Annotated in this window: 15 protein-coding genes; 9 read left to right on the top strand and 6 right to left on the bottom strand. The window is 71.2% G+C overall.

All coding sequences use genetic code 11. The features are described 5' to 3' along the window. Positions 1-53: 53 nt before the first annotated feature. Together ACF08N_RS09980 and ACF08N_RS09975 are read left to right on the top strand one after the other, a co-directional pair. A complete protein-coding gene (locus ACF08N_RS09980) occupies positions 54-467 on the top strand; it encodes a hypothetical protein (RefSeq protein WP_392324104.1) in 414 nt (137 codons plus the stop codon). A gap of 394 nt (positions 468-861) precedes the next feature. Further along, complete coding sequence (locus ACF08N_RS09975) at positions 862-2,289, top strand: S28 family serine protease (protein ID WP_392324103.1); 1,428 nt, start codon at positions 862-864, stop codon at positions 2,287-2,289. A 58-nt stretch (positions 2,290-2,347) separates the two neighbouring features. Here ACF08N_RS09975 and ACF08N_RS09970 read toward each other — a convergent pair whose 3' ends face one another. Next, the gene (locus ACF08N_RS09970) at positions 2,348-4,165 is read right to left on the bottom strand and encodes a glycoside hydrolase family 3 protein (RefSeq protein WP_392324102.1); all 1,818 of its coding nucleotides are present in this window, start codon (positions 4,163-4,165) and stop codon (positions 2,348-2,350) included. Positions 4,166-4,343: 178 nt separating this feature from the next. Next, positions 4,344-5,255 (bottom strand): LysR family transcriptional regulator, encoded by a 912-nt coding sequence (locus tag ACF08N_RS09965; protein WP_392324101.1) that lies wholly within the window; start codon positions 5,253-5,255, stop codon positions 4,344-4,346. 108 nt (positions 5,256-5,363) lie between these two features. Between ACF08N_RS09965 and ACF08N_RS09960 the strand changes: the two genes are divergently transcribed. Continuing rightward, positions 5,364-6,278: an EamA family transporter gene (locus ACF08N_RS09960; RefSeq protein WP_392324100.1), complete on the top strand. Its 915-nt coding sequence runs from the start codon at positions 5,364-5,366 to the stop codon at positions 6,276-6,278. Between the two features lie 36 nt (positions 6,279-6,314). On the opposite strand, the gene ACF08N_RS09955 is transcribed toward ACF08N_RS09960, so the two are convergent. From ACF08N_RS09955 to ACF08N_RS09945, 3 genes are all read right to left on the bottom strand, one after another. Then, positions 6,315-7,091, bottom strand: coding sequence for a sugar phosphate isomerase/epimerase family protein (locus tag ACF08N_RS09955; protein ID WP_392324099.1), 777 nt, complete (start codon positions 7,089-7,091; stop codon positions 6,315-6,317). After that, entirely contained in the window at positions 7,088-8,038 is a 951-nt protein-coding gene (locus ACF08N_RS09950) for a GNAT family N-acetyltransferase (protein ID WP_392324098.1), read from the bottom strand. Before ACF08N_RS09950 ends, ACF08N_RS09955 begins: the two co-directional genes overlap by 4 nt. A 170-nt stretch (positions 8,039-8,208) precedes the next feature. Further along, on the bottom strand, positions 8,209-9,312 hold the full coding sequence (locus ACF08N_RS09945) for a LacI family DNA-binding transcriptional regulator (RefSeq protein ID WP_392324097.1): 1,104 nt from the start codon (positions 9,310-9,312) through the stop codon (positions 8,209-8,211). A 140-nt stretch (positions 9,313-9,452) separates the two neighbouring features. Between ACF08N_RS09945 and ACF08N_RS09940 the strand changes: the two genes are divergently transcribed. The 6 genes from ACF08N_RS09940 to ACF08N_RS09915 all read left to right on the top strand — a co-directional run bounded on the left by ACF08N_RS09940 (position 9,453) and on the right by ACF08N_RS09915 (position 20,412). Then, complete coding sequence (locus ACF08N_RS09940; protein WP_392324096.1) at positions 9,453-10,604, top strand: Gfo/Idh/MocA family protein; 1,152 nt, start codon at positions 9,453-9,455, stop codon at positions 10,602-10,604. Then, positions 10,601-11,767 (top strand): dihydrodipicolinate synthase family protein, encoded by a 1,167-nt coding sequence (locus ACF08N_RS09935; protein WP_392324095.1) that lies wholly within the window; start codon positions 10,601-10,603, stop codon positions 11,765-11,767. Before ACF08N_RS09940 ends, ACF08N_RS09935 begins: the two co-directional genes overlap by 4 nt. Before the next feature lie 29 nt (positions 11,768-11,796). Continuing rightward, the gene (locus tag ACF08N_RS09930) at positions 11,797-12,594 is read left to right on the top strand and encodes a sugar phosphate isomerase/epimerase family protein (RefSeq protein ID WP_392324326.1); all 798 of its coding nucleotides are present in this window, start codon (positions 11,797-11,799) and stop codon (positions 12,592-12,594) included. A 283-nt stretch (positions 12,595-12,877) separates the two neighbouring features. Continuing rightward, on the top strand, positions 12,878-16,504 hold the full coding sequence (locus tag ACF08N_RS09925; RefSeq protein ID WP_392324094.1) for a TIM-barrel domain-containing protein: 3,627 nt from the start codon (positions 12,878-12,880) through the stop codon (positions 16,502-16,504). Between the two features lie 150 nt (positions 16,505-16,654). After that, on the top strand, positions 16,655-18,874 hold the full coding sequence (locus tag ACF08N_RS09920) for an ATP-dependent RecD-like DNA helicase (protein ID WP_392324325.1): 2,220 nt from the start codon (positions 16,655-16,657) through the stop codon (positions 18,872-18,874). A 248-nt stretch (positions 18,875-19,122) separates the two neighbouring features. Then, entirely contained in the window at positions 19,123-20,412 is a 1,290-nt protein-coding gene (locus ACF08N_RS09915; protein WP_392324093.1) for a citrate synthase, read from the top strand. A gap of 506 nt (positions 20,413-20,918) precedes the next feature. On the opposite strand, the gene ACF08N_RS09910 is transcribed toward ACF08N_RS09915, so the two are convergent. Then, entirely contained in the window at positions 20,919-23,141 is a 2,223-nt protein-coding gene (locus tag ACF08N_RS09910) for a heavy metal translocating P-type ATPase (protein WP_392324324.1), read from the bottom strand. Positions 23,142-23,313 lie beyond the last annotated feature (172 nt).

The raw sequence follows: 23,313 nt of genomic DNA, 5'->3' as shown, positions 1-23,313 counted from the left end.
GCCCGCTGTGTGCGTCGTACGCGTGTACGGAGCAGTGGCAGTGGGGAGCGGACGTGGTCGACGGGGTGGGGAACACGCACACGGGGCGGGCGATCCGGGCACTCTGCCGGACGCTCGCCGTTCTGACGGCCGCGGCCGCCCTGGCGCTGACGGGCCCCGGCCTCCAGCGCGCGGAGGCCGCGGCGCCGTGCGCCGGGCGCCTGGCGAAGTCCGTCTCCTTCACCACCGGGGAGCTGAGGGTCTATCAGAGCGGGCAGCAGGTCTGCGCCGTCACCCTCGCCAGGAACCCCGGCGCCAGGCGGCCCATGTCGGTCTCCCTCCAGGTGCGCGGCAGGCATGCGGAGACGGACAGCGGGCGGTTCACGCGCCAGGCGGGGCCGGTCACCGTGCAGCCGCGCGGCCGGTGCGTGAAGGCCACCGGTTCGGTCTCCGGCACCTCCCGCTCGACCGGCTGGATCCTGTGCTGAGCGCATCCTAGGTCCTGTCCGGTCGATCAGGCCGGATCAGTGAGTGGGGGTCCCCCCACGCCCGCAGGGCGTAGGGGGAGGGTCTGGTGCGTGCAGATGCCAGGCGGAGGTGGGGGTACCTCCCACGCCGGAGGCGTAGGGGGAGGAGCCTCCCCCGTTGCCCGAAGGGCTACGGGGGACATTGGCGACCGACGACAACGCAGCGTGGGGGTACCTCCCGTGCCCGAAGGGCTACGGGGGAGTGCGTGCCAGGGCACGCGAGCCCGGCAAGATCGACCGGACAGGGCCTAGACGGCCGGCCGGTAGCCAACTGGGGGTGGCGGGCGCGCCGTTGGCCCCGCTAGGTTCACCCGCGACCGTTTGATCTCAAGAGGAGATCTCCAGGGGAGGGTGAATGCGCAAGGCGCTCAGATGGCTGCTGTCGCTCGTTGTGCTCATAGGCACTGTGAGCGCGGCCGGAGCGACGGCCGGTGCGGCTACCGCCGCCGAGCCGACGGCCGGCACGGACATCAAGGACCGGATCCTGGCGATTCCGGGCATGAGTCTCATCGAGGAGAAGCCGTACCCGGGTTACCGGTTCTTCGTCCTCAACTACACACAGCCGGTCGACCACCGGCACCCGGACAAGGGCACCTTCAAGCAGCGGATCACCCTGCTGCATAAGGACACGAGCCGCCCCACCGTCTTCTTCACCTCCGGCTACAACGTGTCCACCACGCCGCGCCGCAGTGAGCCGACGACCATCATCGACGGCAACCAGGTCTCCCTGGAGTACCGCTTCTTCACGCCGTCGCGGCCCGCTCCCGCCGACTGGTCGAAACTGGACATCTGGCAGGCCGCCAGCGACCAGCACCGGGTCTTCGGCGCACTGAAGAAGATCTACACCAAGAAGTGGCTGTCCACCGGCGGCTCCAAGGGCGGCATGACCGCCACGTACTACGAGCGCCACTACCCGCGCGACATGGACGGTGTCGTCGCCTACGTCGCGCCCAACGACGTGGTCAACAACGAGGACAGCGCCTACGACCGCTTCTTCGAGAACGTCGGCACCAAGGAGTGCCGCGACAGGCTGAACGCGGTGCAGCGCGAGGCGCTGGTGCGCCGTGAGCCGCTGGAGACCATGTACGAGAAGTACGCGGCGGACAACAAGCTCACGTTCGACACGGTCGGCAGCCTCGACCGCGCCTACGAGGCGACCGTCCTCGACTACGTGTGGGCGTTCTGGCAGTACAGCCTGCTCGCCGACTGCGACGCGATCCCTGCCGCGGCCACCGCCACGGACCAGCAGATCTGGGACAGCATCGACGGGATCTCGGGCTTCTCCGCCTATGCGGACCAGGGTCTTTCCACCTACACGCCGTACTACTACCAGGCGGGCACCGAGCTCGGCTCGCCCGACATCCAGCAGCCGCACCTGGCCGGCCTGAGCCGCTACGGCTACCAGCCGCCGCGGAACTTCGTGCCGCGCGACATCCCGATGCGGTTCGAGCCCTGGGTGATGAAGGACGTCGACCGCTGGGTGCGTCACAACGCCCACCGGATGATGTTCGTCAACGGCCAGAACGACCCGTGGAGCGCGGAGCCGTTCCGTCTGGGCGCGGGCGCGCGTGACAGTTACGTCTACACCGCGCCGGGTGCCAACCACGGTGCGAGCGTCGCCCGTCTCGCAGCTGACGAGAAGGCGAAGGCCACCGCCACCATCCTGACGTGGGCGGGCGTCGCCCCGGCCGCCGTCCAGGAGGACCCGGCGAAGGCCAGGCCGCTCGCGAAGGCGGACGCCACGCTCGACAAGCGGGACACGGAGCGCACCCTGCGTCCGTGACATCCGTACAGCAGGAGGGGCTGTGTCCGCGGTACGGCGGACACAGCCCCTTCGCACGTCAGCTGTACGACAGCCCGTGGCCGATCGGGAACAGCACCCGCGCCGGGTCGTCGGCGCGCTGCACCGGAACCGGCAGCCTGCCCTGCGGTTCGGCCGCGCCCGCGATCACCCGGGCGGCGGCGCGCAGTTCGACGTCGGTCCACGAGTAGCTCGCAAGCGCCGCCTTCACCCCGCTCAGCCGGGCGATGTCGTACGGATTGCGGATGGCGAGCGCGACGACCGGCACCCCCGTGGCGACCAGCCGGTCCACCAGCGTGCGCTGCGAACTGGTCGCCGAGACGTTGTAGGTGCCCACGACGACGACGTCCTTGTCCTGCGCCGCGGCCGCCGCCTCGGCGATCTTCGCGCTGCTGGGCGCCGTGCCGGTGGACAGGGCGCTCGCCCGGAAGCCCAGCTCGGTGAAGGCGTTCGCCAGCACGGACGTCGGCGGGCCGGTCGTGCCGCTGGGAGAGGCCAGGTCGGCGCCGACGACCAGCAGGTTCGGGGAACTGCGGCGGCTGAGCGGCAGCAGCCCGTCCGGGTTGGTCAGCAGGGTGGTGGTGCCCTCGGCGATCCGGTCGGCGGCGGCCAGGTGCGGAGCGGTGCCGACGGCGAGGTCCACGCCCCGGTGGGAGACGAACGGGTCGCGGAACAGCCCGAGTTTCTCCTTCAGCAGCAGAATCCGCAGGATCGATTCCTCGATGCGGGCGACGCTGACCTCGCCGCTCTTGACCGCGCTCAGCACCCCGTGCCACGCGACCGCCAGATCCGGCGGGTTGAGCAGCTGGTCCACGCCCGCGAGCAGGGCGAGCACCGGCACCCGGTGGTCGCCGTACTTCTCCCGTACGCCCTGCATGTTGAGCGCGTCCGTCACCACCACGCCGTCGTAGCCGAGTTCCTCGCGCAGGATGCCGGTGAGGATCGGGCGGGAGAGCGTGGCCGGGTCGTTGCTCGGGTCCAGCGCGGGGAACTGGATGTGCGCCGTCATGATCGAGTCGATCCCGGCGTCGATCGCCGCCCGGAAGGGCGGCGCGTCGATCCGCTCCCACTCCTCGCGGGTGTGGGTGATGACCGGGATGCCGGTGTGGCTGTCCACCGTGGTGTCCCCGTGACCGGGGAAGTGCTTGGCCGTCGCCGCGATGCCCGCGGCCTGGTAACCCGTCACCTGGGCGGCGGCCATCCGGGCGACGGCGGCCGGGTCGGCGCCGAACGACCGGACGCCGATGACCGGGTTGGCCGGGTTCACGTTCACATCGGCGTCGGGCGCGTAGTTCTGCACGATGCCCATCGCGGCGAGCTCGGTCCCGGCGATGTGCGCGGCGGTGCGGGCCGCGGACCGCGAGCCCCCGGCCCCGAGCGCCATCGCGCCAGGCATCAGCGTGGCCGGCTTGCCGACACGGGCCACTATCCCGTGCTCCTGGTCGGTGGAGATCAGCAGCGGCACGGGCGTGGGCTGGGCGAGCCCGGCGCGCTGGATCCCGTTCGACAGGTCCGCGATCTGGTGCGGGTCACGGGTGTTGTGCGCCCAGACGAAGTAGATGATGCCGCCGACGTGGTACCGGGCGACGAGCTCGGCGGCCGTGCGGACGCCGATCTCCTTCAGGTTCGCGTCGATGTCGGCCTGGTCGGGCGAGGTGGCGGAGTGCCCGTAGACCCGCATCACGAAGAGCTGGCCGACCTTCTCCTCCAGGCTCATCCGGGAGATGAGCCGCTTGAGGCGGTCACGGGTGCCGCGGGCGGCGGGCGACGCGGCGGCGGGCGACATGGTCGCGACCGCCCCGGCGGCGACCGCGGTCGCGGTGAGAAGGGTGCGTCTGGAGAGGTTCCGGTCGTGCACTGGTGCTCCTTCCGGCCTTGCAGAGCAGGGGAGTTGCACAAGGGAGGTTGAAGGAAACTGCCAAGGTGCCACGGATATCCGGAAAGTAACTGCCAGGTCAAGGCCCCGCGCAGAACCGGCACGAATGGCCGCCCGGTCCGGCCGTGATCGAGGGCGGCCGGGAGGCTCCGGTGGCCTCTTACGCCCGGTCGGCGACCTGCGGCCACAGCCGCTGCAGCGTGCGGACCGTCTCCGTGATCGCCGGCCGTCTGGCCGCCCCCGCACGCCACAGCGCGCGCAGCCGCCGGCTCGGCGCCGGATCCAGTCCGACGACCGTGACCTCGGGCGGCAGCGGCCCGCGGCCCAGCCGGGGGACCAGCGAGATGCCCAGCCCGGCGGAGACCAGGGCGACTTGCGTGTGGTACTCCTCGGCCTGGTGGGCGACCAGCGGCTCGTGGCCCGCCGCCCGCAGGGTGCGCATGAGCCAGTCGTGGCAGACCGTGCCCGGCGGCTGCATGATCCACCGTTCGCCGCCCAGCTCCTCCCGCCGGACGCACTTCTCGGCGGCCATCGGGTGGTCCGCCGGAACCAGCAGGTCGCACAGGTCGTCGCCGATCACGGCCTGCTCCACGCCGGGCGGGGCCGGCATGGGCGCGATGTCCCAGTCGTGCACCACGGCCAGGTCGATCGCACCGCGGGCGACGAGGTCGATCGACACATGCGGGTCCATCTCCTGGAGGCGGGCGTCGAGGGAGGGGTGCCGGCGGGAGAGATCGGCGAGTACGAGGGGCATCAGGCCGCGCGCCGCGCTGGCGAAACAGGCGACCGCGAGCCGCCCGGACGGCACGCCGCGCCGCTCCTCGAGACGTACCTCGGCCTCCTCGACGATGGACAGCAACTGATGAGCCGTCGCGGCGAGTTGTTGTGCCTCGTCGGTCAGCCGTACGCCGCGGCCCTGTCGCTCCAACAGCGTCGTGCGGGTCTCCCGCTCCAGTTTGGCGATCTGCTGGGAGACGGCGGAGGGCGTGTAGCCGAGAGCGGCGGCAGCGGCGCCGACCGTGCCGTGGACGGAGACGGCGTGCAGAGCGCGCAGCCGGCCGAGATCGAGCACGTCCGCATCCTTTCGTTCAGCAGTGCTTCATCCAACCATGAAGGAATCCGAGCTGGTGCTACATGTTCCCTGACGGAGATGCTCGATGCCATGCGTCCCGTTCGCGTCATGCCACCCGCTCACATCGCCCTCGCCGCCCTGGTCGCCGCCGTCTGGGGCGTCAACTTCGTCGTCATCGAGATCGGCCTCGACCACTTCCCGCCGCTGCTCTTCTCCGCCCTGCGATTCCTCGCGGCGGCCCTGCCCGCGGTCTTCTTCGTCGGCCGCCCCAAGGTCGCCTGGAAGTGGATCGTCGGGGTCGGTCTGGTGCTGGGCGTCGCCAAGTTCGGCCTGCTCTTCACGGGCATGGACCAGGGGGCGCCCGCCGGCCTGTCGTCCCTGATCCTCCAGGTGCAGGCGGTCTTCACCGCCCTGTTCGCCTTCGTGGCCCTCGGCGAACGGCCGGGGCGCGTACGGGCCCTCGGCATGGCCGTGGCCCTCGCCGGCATCGGGGTCGCGGCGGTCGACGAGGGCATGTCGGGTCCGCTGCTGGGCTTCCTGCTGTGCATCGCCGCGGCGGCCTGCTGGGGCGTCTCCAACGTCATGACCCGCAAGGCGTCCCCGCCCGACGCCCTGAACTTCATGGTGTGGGTGAGCCTCGTCCCGATCCTCCCCCTGCTCGGCCTGTCCCTGCTCACCGAGGGCGTGGACCGGGACATGGCGGCCCTTCGCTCGCTCGACTGGACGGGCGCGGGCGTCGTCGTCTACGTCGCCTGGATCACCACGATCTTCGGCTTCGGCGCCTGGGGATTCCTGATGCGCCATCATCCGGCCTCCTCTGTCGCTCCGTTCTCCCTGCTGGTCCCGGTGTTCGGCATGTCGTCGGCCGCCCTGTTCCTCGACGAGTCGATCAGCCCCCTGCGCTGGTGCGCGGCGGCGCTGCTGGTGGGCGGAGTGGCGCTGACGTCGCTGTCCGGCGGCCGCAAGGCCGGGGACGTGGCGGCGGTGGAGTCGAGGGAGGCGGTGACGGGCGCGCGGACCTGACGACCTCGGGGCACGCATCGACAGCCCGGCGCCCCCTCAGACCAGCCCCGCCAGATGCTCCCGGCCCGCAGCCAGCAGTCCCGGCAACTCCGCCGCCCCCTCGTACCAGCGCTTCTCGTACTCCCAGCACACCCAGCCGTCCGGGTCCGCCAAGGACAGGCACTCGGCGAGCGGCAGCAGGCCGGCGCCGAGCGGGAGCGGTGTCAGATCGTCCCGCGAGGCCACGTCCTTGACCTGGAGGTAGCCGAGGAACGGGCTCAGGCTGGCATGCGTGGTCCGAGGGGCCTCACCGCCGAGCCACGGGTGCATCACGTCCCACAACGCGCCCGCGTGCTTGTGGCCGACGGTGCCGAGGACGCGTGAGACATCGGCGCCCGTGCGGTGCGAGTCGTGCGTCTCCAGCAGGATCCGCACACCCGTGCTCGCCGCGGTCTCCGCGGCCGCGCCCAGCCGCCGCGCCGCGATCGCGTCGGCCTCCGACGGGCCCTGGTCGCCGCCGCCGGGGAAGACGCGGACGAACGCGGCCCCCAGGTCGCCGGCCAGGCGGACCAACCGGTCCAGCTCCTGAAGGACGGGACCGTCGTCCCCCGCCGCGGCGACCCGCGCATACCCGGCGACCGTGAGGATCTCGACACCCGCTCGCTCGAACTCCTTCACCACCGCCTGCCGTTCGGGCGTCGTCAGGCCCAGGTGCACCGGCTCCTCGGGGTGCGTGCGCAACTCCACGCCCTGGTAGCCGGTCCCGGCGGCGAGCGCGGCCACGTCCGCGACGGGCATGCCGGGCACGCCGAGGGTCGAGAAGGCGAACTTCATGGGGTCGGTCCTTCCTGCAGGGGCGGTGAGTGCAGGGGCAGCCGCCAGTCCTGGCCGACCAGCTGCGCCCCGTACGAGCGATGCGGTTTCTCGGCGACGAGCGTGAAGCCGGTCCGCTCGTATATCCGGCGGGCGCTGTCCAGTACGTCGTTCGTCCACAACACCATGTCCCGATATCCCGCCTGGCGCGCGAAATCCACGGCCGTGCGCACCAGCCGGTCGCCCAGACCGTGCCCGCGGGCCTCCGGCTCGACGAGCAGCAGGCGCAGCCGCGCGGTGGCCGGGGCGTCGTCCCGTACGCACATCACGGAACCCACCGGACGGCCGTCCAGCTCGGCTATCCACACCCGCTCCCGGCTCGGGTCGTGGTCCTGCGCGAAGTCGGCGACGATCCTCGCGACAAGGCCCTCGAACTCGGTGTTCCACCCGTACTCCGCGGCGTACAGCGCGCCGTGGCGCTGCACGATCCATCCCAGGTCGCCCGGGCCGGGCTCACGGAGCACAGGCTCCCGGTCGCTGTCGGGGCGGGCCTCCGCCAGCACCTCGCGCACGGTCCGCATCGCCTCGGCGAGCCGCTCCCGCTCCGGCTCCGGCACCCCGTCCAGCAGCGCCCCGACGGCCCGCCGGGACCGCTCGTCCAGCAGGGCCGCGGCCTCCCGCCCGCGCGTGGTGAGCGTGATCCTCTGCCGCCGCGGATCGACCTCGGACGGCGCCCGCTCGACGAGCTCGTCCCGCTCGAACTTGCCGAGCAGCCGGCTCAGATACCCCGCGTCGAGCGACAACTGCGCCCGGAGATCGGCGGCGTCGGTGCGAGGACTGTGGGCGAGCTCGTACAGCACGCGGGACTCGGTGAGCGTGTACGGCGTGTAGAGGTGCTTGCCGTAGTCGAGGGCACCGATGACGTTGGTGTAGAAGCGGTTGAAGGCGCGGATTTCGTGGACGGACATGGCGGCCCCCAGAGGCATACCGTTGACAGAGTCAAAGGTATGCCGACGCCGTCGCCGGCCGCAAGATGCTGCGGGCGGTGCGGACGGGGCGCGCGAGTCACCCACCGGCTCGCACCCACGGAGCGTGCGCCCCGCCCCCACCTCGCCCCCGACCCCCCGCGCACCCGCCCTCAGCCCTCCTCCGCCGTCCGCCCAGCGCCCCCGCCGCGGCCCGGGCGGGCCGTCGACTCGCGCACCATCAGCTCCGCCGCGATCGTCGCGATACCCCCCGGCGGCGGCGCCTCGTTCCCCATCGCCAGCCGCCCCGCCCGCGCCCCCGCCTCGAACAGCGGCAGTCGCACCGTCGTCAGCGCCGGCACCGCGTCGATCGAGAACGGCAGGTCGTCGAAGCCCGCCACCGAGATGTCGTCCGGGATGCGCAGCCCCTGGTCGCGCAGCGCCGCGCAGGCACCGAGTGCCACCGTGTCGTTCGCGGCCACGACGGCCGTCAAGCCGGGGTCGCGCCGCAGCAGTTCGAGCGTCGCGTCGTAGCCCGAGCGCCGGTCGTACGGCCCGTGCACCGTCAGCCGCTCCTGTTCCCCGTCCCCGCCCGTCAGCCCGGCCGCGGCCAGCGCCGCCCGGTGGCCCTCCAGCCGGTGCCGGGTCGTCGTACGCTCCACGGGCCCGGCGACGTAACCGATCCGCCGGTGCCCGAGCGAGATCAGGTGCTCGGTCAGGCGCCGCCCGCCGCCGCGGTTGTCGAAGGCCAGCGACGCCAGGACGGCGTCGCTGCCGGGCAGCGGGGGCCGCCCGCAGAGCACCACCCGTGTCCCGGCGTCTGCGAGCTTCGTCAGCTTGGCGCTCATCGCCGCGATGTGCTCGGGGTCCTCGATCGCGCCGCCGGTCAGCACCACGGCCGCGGCCCGCTGGCGCTGGAGCAGGGTCAGGTAGGTCAGCTCGCGTTCCGGGGAGCCGCCGGTGTTGCAGACCACGGCCAGTTTCTCGCCGCCGGCGCGCCCCGAACCCTCCTGCCCGCCGATCTCGGTCTGGGCGGCCCCGGCCATGATCCCGAAGAAGGGGTCGGCGATGTCGTTGACCAGGATGCCGACCAGGTCGGAGGTCGCGGCGGCGAGCGAGCTCGCGGGGCCGTTCAGGACGTAGTCGAGTTCGTCGACCGCGCGCAGCACCCGTTCGCGGGTCGATGCGGCGACCGGGTAGTTGCCGTTCAACACGCGGGAGACGGTCGCCGGGGACACCCGGGCGCGGGCCGCCACATCCGCCAGGGTGACTGTCATCGCTTTCCTCCGCAGGAGATGAACCGGCCCCCCTTGTCCGGGCCGCTGTCGGCAGGCTAGCTTCATACCGCGTAGAAAGCGCTTGCTATTCTCATATCGAGGGATCTCGGGAAAACCGAGGGGAACATGGAGGTACCTTCGTGACACGCAGGACAGTGCGGATCGCCATGAACGGCGTCACGGGACGGATGGGCTACCGCCAGCACCTGGTCCGTTCCCTCCTCGCGATCCGCGAACAGGGCGGTCTCGACCTCGGAGACGGTGACGTCCTGTGGCCCGAGCCCGTCCTCGTCGGCCGCCGCGAACACGCGCTGCGCGCCATCGCCGACCGGCACGGACTGACGGAGATCTCCACCGACCTCGACGCCGTGCTCGCGGACGACACGATCGACGTCTACTTCGACGCCCAGGTCACCTCCGCCCGCGTCGAGGCGCTGAAGAAGGCCGTCGCCGCCGGCAAGCACCTCTACACCGAGAAGCCCACCGCCACCGACCTCGCGGGCGCCCTCGAACTGGCCCGCCTCGCGGCTGCCGCGGGGATCAAGCACGGCGTGGTGCAGGACAAGATCTTCCTGCCGGGTCTGCTCAAGCTGAAGCGCCTGATCGACGGCGGCTTCTTCGGCGAGATCCTGTCCGTGCGCGGGGAGTTCGGCTACTGGGTCTTCGAGGGCGACTGGCAGGAGGCGCAGCGGCCGTCGTGGAACTACCGCGCGGAGGACGGCGGCGGCATCGTCGTCGACATGTTCCCGCACTGGGAGTACGTGCTCCACGAGCTGTTCGGCCGCGTCACCTCCGTCACCGCGCAGGTCGCCACACATGTCCCGCGCCGCTGGGACGAGGACGGCAAGCCGTACGAGGCGACCGCCGACGACGCCGCGTACGGCATCTTCCGGCTGGAGGGCGGCGCGATCGCCCAGATCAACTCCTCCTGGACGGTCCGGGTCAACCGCGACGAGCTGGTCGAGTTCCAGGTCGACGGCACCCACGGCTCGGCGGTCGCGGGCCTGCGCAACTGCCGCGTCCAGCACCGTTCCGCCACGCCCAAGCCGGTGTGGAACCCTGACCTGCCCGTCACCGAGTCCTTCCGCGACCAGTGGCAGGAGATTCCGGACAACGCGGAGTTCGACAACGGCTTCAAGGCCCAGTGGGAGCTGTTCCTGCGCCATGTCGCGCTGGACGAGCCGTACCACTGGGACCTGATGGCCGGCGCGCGCGGCGTGCAGCTGGCCGAGCTGGGCCTGCGCTCGTCCGCGGAGGGGCGTCGCCTCGACGTGCCGGAGCTGTCGCTGTGACGATCCACCTCCCGAACCCGGACGGCACGGTCCGCGCGTACGACCCCCGGACCGAGCCGCTGAGCTTCACGCCCGGCGTGCCGCTCACCTCCCGTACGGTCTTCTCCGCCGCCCATGTGGTGGCCGACCCGTACGCCGACACCACGCCCGACTCGCCCGCTGCCGTCGACTGGGACGCGACCCTCGCCTTCCGCCGCCACCTGTGGTCGCACGGGCTGGGCGTCGCGGAGGCGATGGACACCGCGCAGCGCGGGATGGGCCTGGACTGGGCGGGTGCGGCGGAGCTGATCCGCCGCTCGGCGGCCGAGGCGAAGGCGGTCGGCGGCAGGATCGCCTGCGGCGTCGGCACCGACCAGCTGACCGGGCCCGCCTCGCTGGACGAGGTGCGCGCGGCGTACGAGGAGCAGCTCGCCCTCGTCGAGTCCACCGGCGCGCAGGCGATCCTCATGGCCTCGCGCGCCCTCGCGGCAGCGGCCCGCACCCCGGACGACTACCTCGCGGTCTACTCCCACCTGCTGCGCCAGGCGTCGGAACCGGTGATCCTGCACTGGCTGGGCCCGATGTTCGACCCGGCGCTGGAGGGCTACTGGGGCTCGTCCGACCTCGACACGGCGACCTCCGTGTTCCTCGACGTCATCGTGGCCCACCCCGACAAGGTGGACGGCATCAAGGTCTCGCTGCTCGACGCTGAGAGGGAGGTCGACCTGCGCCGCCGCCTGCCGCAGGGCGTGCGCTGCTACACGGGTGACGACTTCAACTACCCGGAGCTCATCGCGGGAGAGGGGCCCTCGGCGGGAGGACGCTTCAGCCACGCGCTGCTCGGCATCTTCGACCCGCTGGGCCCGCTGGCCGCGGAGGCGGTACGGGTCCTGGACACCGGGGACGTGGGCGGGTTCCGCAAGCTCCTCGACCCCACGGTCGACCTGTCCCGCCACCTCTTCCAGGCGCCCACCCGCTTCTACAAGACGGGCGTGGTGTTCCTCGCGTGGCTCTCCGGCCACCAGTCGCACTTCTCGATGGTCGGCGGCCTGCAGTCCGCGCGTTCGCTGCCCCATCTGGCACGGGCGTACGAACTGGCCGACGGCCTCGGCCTGTTCCCGGACCCGGCGCTGGCGGAGTCCCGTATGACGTCCCTGCTCTCGGTCCACGGAGTCCCGCAGTGAACGCTCTGTCCCGCTTCAGCATCAACCAGATGACGGTGAAGCAGCTGACGCTCCCGGCCCTCGTCGACGCCTGCGCCCGCCTGGGCGTCCCGGCGGTCGGCCTGTGGCGCGAACCGGTCGCGGAGTACGGCCTGGACGCGGCGGCGAAGCTCGTACGGGACGCGGGCCTGACGGTCACGTCCCTGTGCCGCGGCGGCTTCCTGACCGCCCTCGACCCGGCCGGGCGCGCCCGCGCGCTGGACGACAACCGCGCGGCGATCGACGAGGCGGCCACCCTGGGCACGGACACGCTGGTCCTGGTCTCGGGCGGCCTGCCGGCGGGCAGCCGCGATCTGGTTGCCGCACGCGAACGCATCGCGGACGCGCTGACGGTGCTGGCCCCCTACGCGGGGGAGCGGGGCGTCCGCCTGGCGATCGAACCGCTGCACCCGATGTACGCGGCGGACCGCTGCGTGGTCTCGACCCTGGACCAGGCCCTCGACCTGGCGGAACGCTTCCCGTCGTCCCAGGTGGGCGTGGTCGTGGACACGTACCACATCTGGTGGGACGACCGGGCCCCCGCGGCGGTCGCCCGCGCGGGCGCGCAGGGCCGCATCCACTCCTTCCAGCTCGCGGACTGGACGACCCCGCTCCCGGCGGGCGTCCTGACGGGCCGGGGCCAACTGGGCGACGGGGCCGTCGACATGCGGGAGTGGCGCGAGCGGGTGGAGGCAGCGGGCTGGACGGGCTTCATCGAGGTGGAGCTGTTCAACGACGGGCTGTGGGCGCGGGACGGGGTGGACGTGCTGGGGGAGACGGCGAAGAGGTTCGCGGGGGAGGTGTTCTGAGCGCACCGGCCGGTGCGCGCCCGGCCGGGCCGCGGCGGCAGGGCCGCAGCGATCCGGTACGGGCGCGGTGCACGGGGGTGCGGACGAGGTCGGGCGCGGGAGAACGCCCACGGGCAGGCCGGATCCGCACTCGCCAGGAAGACCACTCGCTGACGTTTCTTGAAGCTTCGAGCATGGAAACGCGCAGTTTTTTGCAGCACGCCTGTTGACTGCTGCTCGCTCCTGCCGATTGGATGCGCACCATCCCGATGCGCCATCCCTTCGCGAATTCCGGAGCGTCCCCATGATCCAACGGCGAGCGAGACTCGGCGTCTCGGTACTTGCCTCCGTCCTCATAGGAGTGTCCGCGGCGAGCCCAGGCGCCGCGGCGTCCCTGGCGAACGGCGGCTCCACCGCGGGTCGGCTCGGTGACGTCACCGGCTTCGAGGCGGACGGTGACGACTACACCGTGTCCTCGGGCCCGGCGAAGCTGCGCATCAGCTTCCAGGACGACGATCTCTTCCGTATCCACCTGGCACCGGACGGCCGTTTCACCGACCCGGCCAATGACGACCCGTCGGACCCGAAGGCCCCCGACGCGGACATCGTCGTCAAGCGCGACTACGCGGGCGCCGGTTCGACGTTCTCCGAGAACGCCGACGCCTACGTCATCCGCACCGACGAGGCCACGCTGACCGTCGCCAAGTCCCCGCTCACCCTCACGCTCGCCGACGAGGACGGCAAGGAGCTGTGGCGCGAGAGGGCACCGATCGCATGGTCCGAGGAGGGGACCGTGCAGTCGCTGACCCAGGGCGCCGAGGAGCAGTTCTTCGGCGGCGGCATGCAGAACGGCCGGTTCAGCCACCGCGGTCAGGCGATCGACATCGACCGCGACTACAACTGGAACGACGGCGGCAACCCCAACGCGGTGCCGTTCTACGTCTCCAGCCAGGGCTACGGCGTGCTGCGCAACACCTTCGCCCCCGGCCGGTACGACTTCCGCTCACCGGTGCGCACCACGCACAAGGAGCAGCGGTTCGACGCGTACTACTTCGTCGGGGAGGCCAAGGACGTCATCGACGGGTACACCGAACTGACCGGCCGTCCCGCGATGATGCCGATGTACGCGCTGGAGGTCGGCGACGCCGACTGCTACCTGCACAACGCCAACCGCGGCGAGCGCAGGACACTGCGCGACGCCACGAAGATCGCCGACGGTTACGCGGAGCACGGCATGCCGCTCGGCTGGATGCTCGTCAACGACGGCTACGGCTGCGGCTACGAGGACCTCGCGAAGACCGGCGACATGCTGCACGACCACGGCGGCGAACTCGGTCTGTGGACCGAGTCCGACCTGACCGAGCAGGAGTCCGAGGTCGGCAGCGGTGTGCGCGTGCGCAAGACCGACGTCGCCTGGGTGGGGCCGGGCTACCGCTTCGCCCTCGACGCCTGCGAGAAGGCACAGAGCGGCATCGAGCAGTACAGCACCGACCGCGCGACCGTGCTGACCGTCGAGGGCTGGGCGGGTACGCAGCGGTGCGGCGCGATGTGGAGCGGTGACCAGTCCGGCACCTGGGACTACATCCGCTGGCAGATACCCACCTATGCCGGCTCCACCATGTCGGGCCATCACATGACCACGGGCGACATCGACGGCATCTTCGGCGGCAGCGCCGAGACGTATGTGCGCGATCTGCAGTGGAAGATGCTGCTGCCGATGACGTACTCCATGAGCGGCTGGGCGTCGAGCGACAAGCAGCCCTGGCGCTACGGGAGCCCGTACACCGAGATCAACAAGAAGTACCTGCTGCTCCACGAGCGGCTGCTGCCGTACTTCTACACCCACAGCGCGGCCGCCTCGCACAACGGCGTCGGCCCCACCCGGCCGCTCTACCTCAACTACCCGGGCGACCCGGCCACATGGGGCGACCGGGCGAAGTACGAGTTCCTCGCGGGCGACGACTTCCTGGTCGCCCCGGTCTACGAGGACAGCGACGTCCGCAACGGCATCTACCTGCCCGAGGGCCGCTGGGTCGACTACTGGACCGGCCGCGTGTACGAGGGCGGGCAGACGCTCGACGGCTACCAGGCCCCGCTGGACACGCTGCCGCTGTTCGTGCGGGCGGGCGCGATCGTGCCGATGTTCCCCGAGGGCACCACCGACTGGAAGCAGGGCAAGGACGCGGGCCGTCTCGACCTCGACATCTACCCCGAGGGCGCCACGTCCTTCACCGTCTACGAGGACGACGGCCGCACCCGCGCCCACGCGGACGGCGCATCGGCCACGCAGAAGATCGACGTCAGCGCGCCCGAGGCGCGCCGCTCCGGCAACGTCGAGGTCACCGTCGGCGCCCTGGAGGGCAGTTACCAGGGCAAGCCCGCCGAGCGGCGGTACGGGCTGACCGTGCACACCGACGACCGGCCGACCGCTGTCACGGCGGACCTCGACGTCCTGCGGAAGGTGGCATCGGCGGAGGAGCTCGACGCGGCGGAGTCGGGCTGGTACTACGACGACCGGGCCGGTGCGGTCCACGTCAAGACCGCCGAGGTGCCGACCAGTGCACCGCTGAAGGTCCGTGTCCTGGGCGCGGCCTCCGTCGGCGGCAAGCACCCGGAGGACCGTGACGTCCGGCTGGACGCGGCCACTCCGGCGATCTCCTCGATCGGCGAACCGCAGCAGGTCACGGCGGCGTTCACCAACAGCACCGGCAAGCCCGTGCAGGTGACCGGCACGACCGTGGCCGCCCCCGAGGGCTGGAGCGTGCGGGCCGAGGGGCCCACGACCGCCGAGTCGCTGGCGGACGGCAGGACGTTCACCGCGCGGTTCACCGTGACGCCGCCCGAGAGCGCGAAGCCGGGCTCGTTCGAGATCAGCGCCTCGGCGGCGTACGCCACCCGGAACGCGCAGCGCACGGTCACCTCGCGGACGAGCACCACCCTGGCGTACGCCTCCGTGGCGGCAGCGGCGGACAACGTCGGCGTCACCCCGGCCGACAAGCCGCAGACCGGCAACATCGACGGCGGCGGCTCCAGCTTCATCGCCGAGCGGCTGGCCGAGAAGGGGGCCGCGCCGGGCGCCACGGTGAAGGCGAACGGGTTCACCTTCACGTGGCCGAACACGCAGCCCGGCACGCCGGACAACGTGACCGGCAAGGGCCAGACCATCAAGGTCTCCTCGACGGAGAAGGGCAACGCGCTGGCCTTCCTCGGCACGGGCACCAGCGGTTCGGCCGACGGCAAGGCGACCGTGCACTACACCGACGGGTCCACGGCGGTGGCGACCCTGGGCTTCCCCAACTGGTGCTGCCTGCCCACGGACAGGTACGGCGCGAAGACGGCCATCAGCACCAAGGGCAAGAACACCCCGTCCGGCCCGGCCTACCCCACGGTCGACTACCGGGTCTACACCAAGACCCTTCGCATCGACCCGGCGAAGCAGGTGGCCGCAGTCACCTTGCCGAACAACAGCTCCGTGCACGTCTTCGCGATGAGCGTGGGACACGAGGAGATCGTCCCGGCGCCGGTCCCCGACGGCCAGTACGCGCTGGCCAACGGCACCGACTCCGGACCGCTGCTCCAGGCGCCGGGGGACACGAACGCCGGGCAGTTGACGGTCGGTGAGCCGTCCGCCTCTCCCGCGCAGAAGTGGAACGTCACCCGTGGCGACGACGGCTCCTACCAGCTGAAGAACGCCGGCAGCGGGCTGTGCGCCGATGTGGCGTACAGCGACACGACGAGCGGGGCGAAGGTGGTGCAGTACACCTGTGGCGACACGGCCAACCAGAAGTGGCTGATCACCAACACCTCCGGGTCGCTGACGATCAGGGCCAAGCACAGCGGTCTTTCGCTCGCCGCCGGGGCCGACGGCCTGGTGGTGCAGGTCACCGACTCGGGAGCGGCGCAGCAGCGCTGGCAGGCCAAGCCCGCCTGACCGGCCTTGCCCGACCGAGCGGTCCTCCGCCGTCACGACGGCGGAGGACCGCTCGTGTCAGGTGGTCCGGCCCGTGGTGCCGGAGGTTTTCCACAGGTACCCCGCGTTGTCCGTCCCCGGCGATAACGTCGGAGCATGTCCCAACAGGTCATGCCGCGCCTCGCCGTCCTCGAAGGCGTCCTCGAGCGCATCACGTACGCCAACGAGGACAACGGCTACACGGTCGCCCGCGTCGACACCGGCCGCGGCGCCGGTGAGCTGCTCACCGTCGTCGGGTCGCTGCTCGGCGCGCAGGTCGGCGAGTCGCTGCGGATGGAGGGCCGTTGGGGCTCCCACCCGCAGTACGGCAAGCAGTTCACCGTGGAGAACTACACCACCGTCCTGCCGGCGACAGTCCAGGGCATACGGCGCTACCTCGGCTCCGGGCTGATCAAGGGGATCGGGCCGCGCATCGCCGAGCGGATCGTCGACCACTTCGGCGTGGACACGCTGGACGTCATCGAGCAGGAGCCCAAGCGGCTCGTCGAGGTGCCCGGTCTCGGACCGAAGCGGACGAAGCTGATCGGGGCCGCCTGGGAGGAGCAGAAGGCCATCAAGGAGGTCATGGTCTTCCTCCAGGGCGTCGGCGTCTCCACCTCCATCGCCGTGCGCATCTACAAGAAGTACGAGGACGCCTCGATCTCCGTCGTCAGGAACCAGCCGTACCGCCTCGCGGCCGACGTGTGGGGCATCGGCTTCCTGACCGCCGACAAGATCGCGCAGGCGGTCGGCATACCGCACGACAGCCCGGAGCGGGTGAAGGCCGGCCTGCAGTACGCGCTGTCCCAGTCCACCGATCAGGGGCACTGCTTCCTGCCCGAGGAGCAGCTGATCGCGGACGCGGTGAAGCTCCTCCAGGTCGACACGGGCCTGGTCATCGAGTGCCTCGCCGAGCTCGCGGCCGACGAGGAAGGGGTCGTACGGGAGCAGGTGCCCGGTCCCGACGGCGGTGAGCCCGTCACGGCCGTGTATCTGGTGCCCTTCCACCGCGCCGAGCTGTCCCTGGCCGGTCAGCTGCGCAGGCTGCTGCGGACGGACGAGGACCGGATGCCGGCGTTCCGGGACGTCGACTGGGACAAGGCGCTCGCCTGGCTGGCACAGCGCACGGGAGCCGCTCTGGCGCCCGAGCAGCAGGCCGCGGTGAAGCTGGCGCTGACCAGCAGGGTCGCGGTGCTGACCGGCGGCCCGGGCTGCGGGAAGTCGTTCACCGTGCGCTCGATCGTGGAGCTGGCGCGCGCCAAGAAGGCGAAGGTGCTGCTCGCCGCGCCCACCGGACGGGCCGCCAAGCGGCTGGCCGAACTGACCGGCGCCGAGGCGTCCACGGTCCACCGGCTGCTGGAGCTCAAGCCCGGCGGCGACGCGGCGTACGACAAGGACAGGCCGCTCGACGCGGACCTGGTGGTCGTCGACGAGGCGTCGATGCTCGACCTGCTGCTCGCCAACAAGCTGATCAAAGCCGTGGCGATGGGGGCGCATCTGCTGCTGGTGGGGGATGTGGACCAGCTGCCGAGCGTCGGCGCGGGCGAGGTGCTGCGCGACCTGCTGGCGGACGGCGGGCCCGTGCCCAGCGTGCGGCTGACGCGCATCTTCCGCCAGGCCCAGCAGTCCGGGGTCGTCACCAACGCCCACCGGATCAACTCCGGCCTCCAGCCCGTCACTTCGGGGATGAACGACTTCTTCCTCTTCGTGGCGGAGGAGACGGAGGACGCGGGACGGCTCACGGTGGACGTGGCGGCGCGGCGCATCCCGGCGAAGTTCGGGCTCGATCCGCGGCGCGATGTGCAGGTCCTCGCGCCGATGCACCGCGGTCCCGCCGGCGCGGGCACGCTCAACGGACTGTTGCAGCAGGCCATCACCCCGGCCCGGCCGGATCTGCCGGAGAAGCGGTTCGGCGGGCGGGTGTTCCGCGTGGGCGACAAGGTCACCCAGATCCGCAACAACTACGACAAGGGGCGCAACGGGGTCTTCAACGGGACGGTCGGCGTCGTCACGTCGCTCAACGCCGACGACCAGCGCCTGACCGTGCTCACCGACGAGGACGAGGAGGTGCCGTACGACTTCGACGAGCTGGACGAGCTGGCCCACGCGTACGCGGTCACGATCCACCGCTCGCAGGGCAGCGAGTACCCGGCGGTGGTGATCCCGGTCACCACCGGAGCCTGGATGATGCTCCAGCGGAACCTGCTCTACACGGCCGTCACCCGGGCCAAGAAGCTCGTCGTGCTGGTCGGCTCGCGCAAGGCGATAGGCCAGGCCGTGCGCACGGTTTCCGCAGGCAGACGCTTCACCGCGCTGGACCACCGGCTGGCCGGCGGGCCGCCGATCGGCTGAGCCGTCCGGGCGGCGGTTCAGGGTCCCCGCCGTGCGGGAAGGTGCCGGTGAGGGTGGGAAACACCACCCCTGCCCCACTCTGGCTTTCAGAACCGGGGCGAAGGGGGCAAGATGAGCAGGTTGGCGGCACTGAGTGCCGCCGATGGGCCCAATGGTCGACCCCGAGTGCACTCTCCTGAGCCAAATGGGGGATGGTAGAGACAGTCAGGGCACCTCGAAGTAGAGGCACTACGTCGGTGAGGGATGACGTGAGCGACAACTCTGTAGTACTGCGGTACGCGGACGGTGAATACACCTACCCGGTGGTCGAGAGCACCGTCGGTGACAAGGGCTTCGACATCGGGAAGCTCCGAGCCCAGACCGGTCTGGTGACCCTGGACAGCGGATACGGCAACACCGCCGCCTATAAATCCTCGATCACCTACCTCGACGGCGAGCAGGGCATCCTGCGCTACCGCGGCTACCCGATCGAGCAGCTGGCCGAGCGCTCCACCTTCCTCGAGGTGGCGTACCTGCTGATCAACGGTGAGCTTCCCACGGTCGACCAGCTCGCGGGATTCCGGGGCGAGATCACGCAGCACACCCTGCTGCACGAGGACGTCAAGCGGTTCTTCGACGGCTTCCCGCGCGACGCGCACCCGATGGCCATGCTGTCCTCCGTGGTCAGCGCGCTGTCGACGTTCTACCAGGACAGCCACAACCCGTTCGACGAGAAGCAGCGCCACCTGTCCACGATCCGGCTGCTGGCCAAGCTGCCGACGATCGCGGCCTACGCCTACAAGAAGTCGATCGGCCACCCCTTCGTCTACCCGCGCAACGACCTCGGGTACGTCGAGAACTTCCTGCGCATGACCTTCTCGGTCCCCGCCCAGGAGTACGAGCTGGACCCGGTCGTGGTCTCCGCACTCGACAAGCTGCTGATCCTCCACGCGGACCACGAGCAGAACTGCTCCACCTCCACGGTGCGCCTCGTCGGCTCCTCGCAGGCGAACATGTTCGCCTCGATCTCCGCCGGTATCAGCGCCCTGTGGGGCCCGCTGCACGGTGGCGCCAACCAGTCGGTCCTGGAGATGCTCGAGGGCATCCAGGCGAGCGGCGGCGATGTCGACTCCTTCATCCGCAAGGTGAAGAACAAGGAGGACGGCGTCCGGCTGATGGGCTTCGGCCACCGCGTCTACAAGAGCTTCGACCCGCGTGCGAAGATCATCAAGGCGGCGGCGCACGACGTCCTCTCGGCCCTCGGCAAGTCCGACGAGCTGCTGGACATCGCCCTGAAGCTGGAGGAGCACGCGCTCTCCGACGAGTACTTCATCTCGCGCAACCTCTACCCGAACGTGGACTTCTACACGGGTCTGATCTACCGCGCGATGGGCTTCCCGACCGAGATGTTCACCGTGCTCTTCGCCCTCGGCCGCCTTCCGGGCTGGATCGCCCAGTGGCACGAGATGATCAAGGAGCCCGGTTCCCGGATCGGCCGTCCGCGCCAGATCTACACGGGCGAGGTCCTGCGCGACTTCGTCCCCGTCGAGGCCCGCTGAGCGCGCCGCAGGCGCGCGAGGACCGGCCGCTTCCGCGCCGCCCCTTCCCGGACCCGGTCCGGCCCGGTCCGGTGGGCTGAGCCCCGGTCGAGAGCCTGCCTCTCGGCCGGCGCCCGCCCCTCAGGGGGCGGGTGCGTCACGAGCGAGCCAACAGGCGAGCAAGCGCGGAAAGCGCCCCGCTGCCGATCCCCCCACGGGTCGGCGGACGGGGCGCTTCCCATTTCCCCGACAACGGATTCCCCCCACGGGATCCGGCCGGGTGTCTGCTGGGCAGCAGAGGCTCCTCACGCGGTCTGCCGGGGTACGTACGCACGGGAGGGCCGCTCAAAGCTCCCCGGGCACGTGCCCCGGCCAACGCTTGCCTGGAACGTCCCCCAAGACATTCCATGAACGTCCCCCAAGACGTTCGCGGCATCGACCACTTAGACTCGCGAGGAGCCTTAATGGTTACCCCCAAATATCTGTGATCTAGGTCTCCTTGTGAAGGTCTTGTGACCAGTTTGTAGTCACGAGAAGGAGCGCAGCCGCAGGCTGTTGGTGACGACAAACACGGACGAAAAGGCCATGGCGAACCCGGCGATCATGGGGTTGAGCAGGCCGAACGCCGCCAGAGGCAGGGCCGCGACGTTGTAGCCGAAGGCCCAGTAAAGATTCCCTTTGATCGTCGCCAGAGTCCGACGTGCGAGACGGATCGCGTCCCCGGCGACCCTCAGGTCCCCCCGCACCAGCGTCAGGTCCCCGGCCTCGATCGCCGCGTCCGTGCCGGTGCCCATCGCCAGGCCGAGATCGGCGGTCGCGAGCGCGGCGGCGTCGTTCACGCCGTCGCCGACCATCGCGACCGTACGGCCCTCGGCCCGCAGCCCCTGGACGACCCGCACCTTCTCCTCGGGCAGTACCTCCGCGTACACCTCGTCCACGCCGACCGCGGCGGCCACGGCCTCCGCCACGGCTCGCCCGTCGCCGGTCAGCAGCACCGGGGTGAGCCCGAGGGCCCGCAGCTCCCGTACCGCCTCGGCGCTGGTCTCCTTCACCGCGTCGGCGACGGTGAGCACCCCGAGTGCCTTGCCGTCCCGGGCGGCGTAGACGGCGGTACGGCCCCGGTCGGCGGCCGCTGCTGTCACGAGGGCGTCCGGCAGCTCCACGCCCGCGCTGCGCAGCAGCGCTGCGCGTCCCACGAGCACCTCGTAGCCCTCGACGGTTCCGCGGACACCGAGCCCGGGGACGTTCACGAAATGGTCGGTCGCGGGCAGCGGGCCGATGCGCTCCTCGGCACCGTCGGCGACGGCGCGCGCGATCGGATGCTCCGACGCGCGCTCCAACGCGCCCGCGAAGCGCAGCAGTTCCGCCCCGTCGGCGGTTTCGGCCGGATGCACGCCCTGAAGGGTCATCCGGCCGGTGGTGACGGTTCCGGTCTTGTCCAGCACCACCGTGTCGATCGCGCGGGTCGATTCCAGGACCTCGGGCCCCTTGATGAGGATGCCGAGCTGGGCGCCGCGGCCGGTTCCCACCATGAGGGCCGTCGGAGTGGCGAGCCCGAGGGCGCAGGGGCACGCGATGATCAGCACCGCGACGGCGGCCGTGAAGGCGGCCGTGGCGTCGTCGGTGGCGAGCAGCCAGACGACGAGCGTCGTCAGGGAGATCAGCATCACGACGGGCACGAAGACCGCCGACACCCGGTCCGCGAGACGCTGGACCTCGGCCTTGCCGTTCTGCGCGTCCTCGACGAGCTTCGCCATGCGGGCGAGGCGGGTGTCGGCACCGATACGGGTGGCCTCGACGACGAGCCGGCCGGAGACGTTGAGGGTGGCGCCGGTGACCTGGTCGCCCGCGGTCACGTCCAACGGCACCGATTCGCCCGTGAGCATCGAGACGTCCACGGCCGACGCGCCCTCGACGACCGTGCCGTCCGTGGCGATCTTCTCCCCGGGCCGTACGACGAAACGGTCGCCCACGGCCAGCCGGTCGACCGGCACGCGCACCTCGGTGCCGTCCCGCAGGACGGCCACGTCCTTGGCGCCCAGCTCCATCAGCGCCCGCAGAGCGGCGCCCGCCCGGCGCTTGGAACGAGCCTCCAGGTACCGGCCGAGCAGGATGAATGTGGTGACCCCGGCGGCCACTTCGAGATAGATCGCCGAGCTCCCGGCCGCGCGGGAGACGGTCAGGTCGAAGCTGTGGCGCATGTCCGGCATGCCCGCGTGCCCGAAGAACAGCGCCCACAGGGACCAGCCGAACGCGGCCAGTGTGCCGGTGGACACCAGCGTGTCCATGGTGGCCGCACCGTGCCGCAGGTTCGTCCAGGCGGCGCGGTGGAAGGGCAGCCCGCCCCATACGACGACGGGAGCGGCGAGGGTCAGCGAGAGCCACTGCCAGTTGTCGAACTGCAGGGCGCCGATCATCGACATCAGGACGACGGGCGCGGAGAGGGCGGCGGAGACGACGAGACGCTGCCGCAGGGCGCGCTGCTCCCCGTCCCGCCCGCCGGTTTCGCCGTGCTCGTCGGCCCGGTCCGCCGGGGCCCCGTCCGGTGTGTCCTCCGGTTCGGGGGCCGGAGGCGGCGGTTCCTGGGCGGTGTAGCCCGTCTTGACCACGGTGGCGACGAGCTCGGCGACCGGCATGTCCGGCGGGTAGCTGACGTGCGCCTTCTCGGTCGCGTAGTTGACCGTGGCGCTCACGCCGTCCATGCGGTTGAGCTTCTTCTCGACGCGTGCCGCGCAGGAGGCGCAGGTCATCCCGCCGATGATGAGCTCGACCTGGGCTGTTTCCACGTTCGGGACTCCACACGTACGAGGGACCGGGCCTTACCCCACCAGTATCTGACTGGTCGGGTGCGGCCCGGTCCTCGGTACGCGGGGCGCCTGTGCGCCAGGTCCGGTCGCCCGCCCCGGTCGGCCGGGTACGTCC

Source organism: Streptomyces sp. NPDC015127 (assembly GCF_043080095.1).
Lineage (GTDB): Bacteria > Actinomycetota > Actinomycetes > Streptomycetales > Streptomycetaceae > Streptomyces.
Note: the sequence above shows the minus strand (reverse complement) of the source record. Positions and strands in the feature narration are given on the sequence as shown.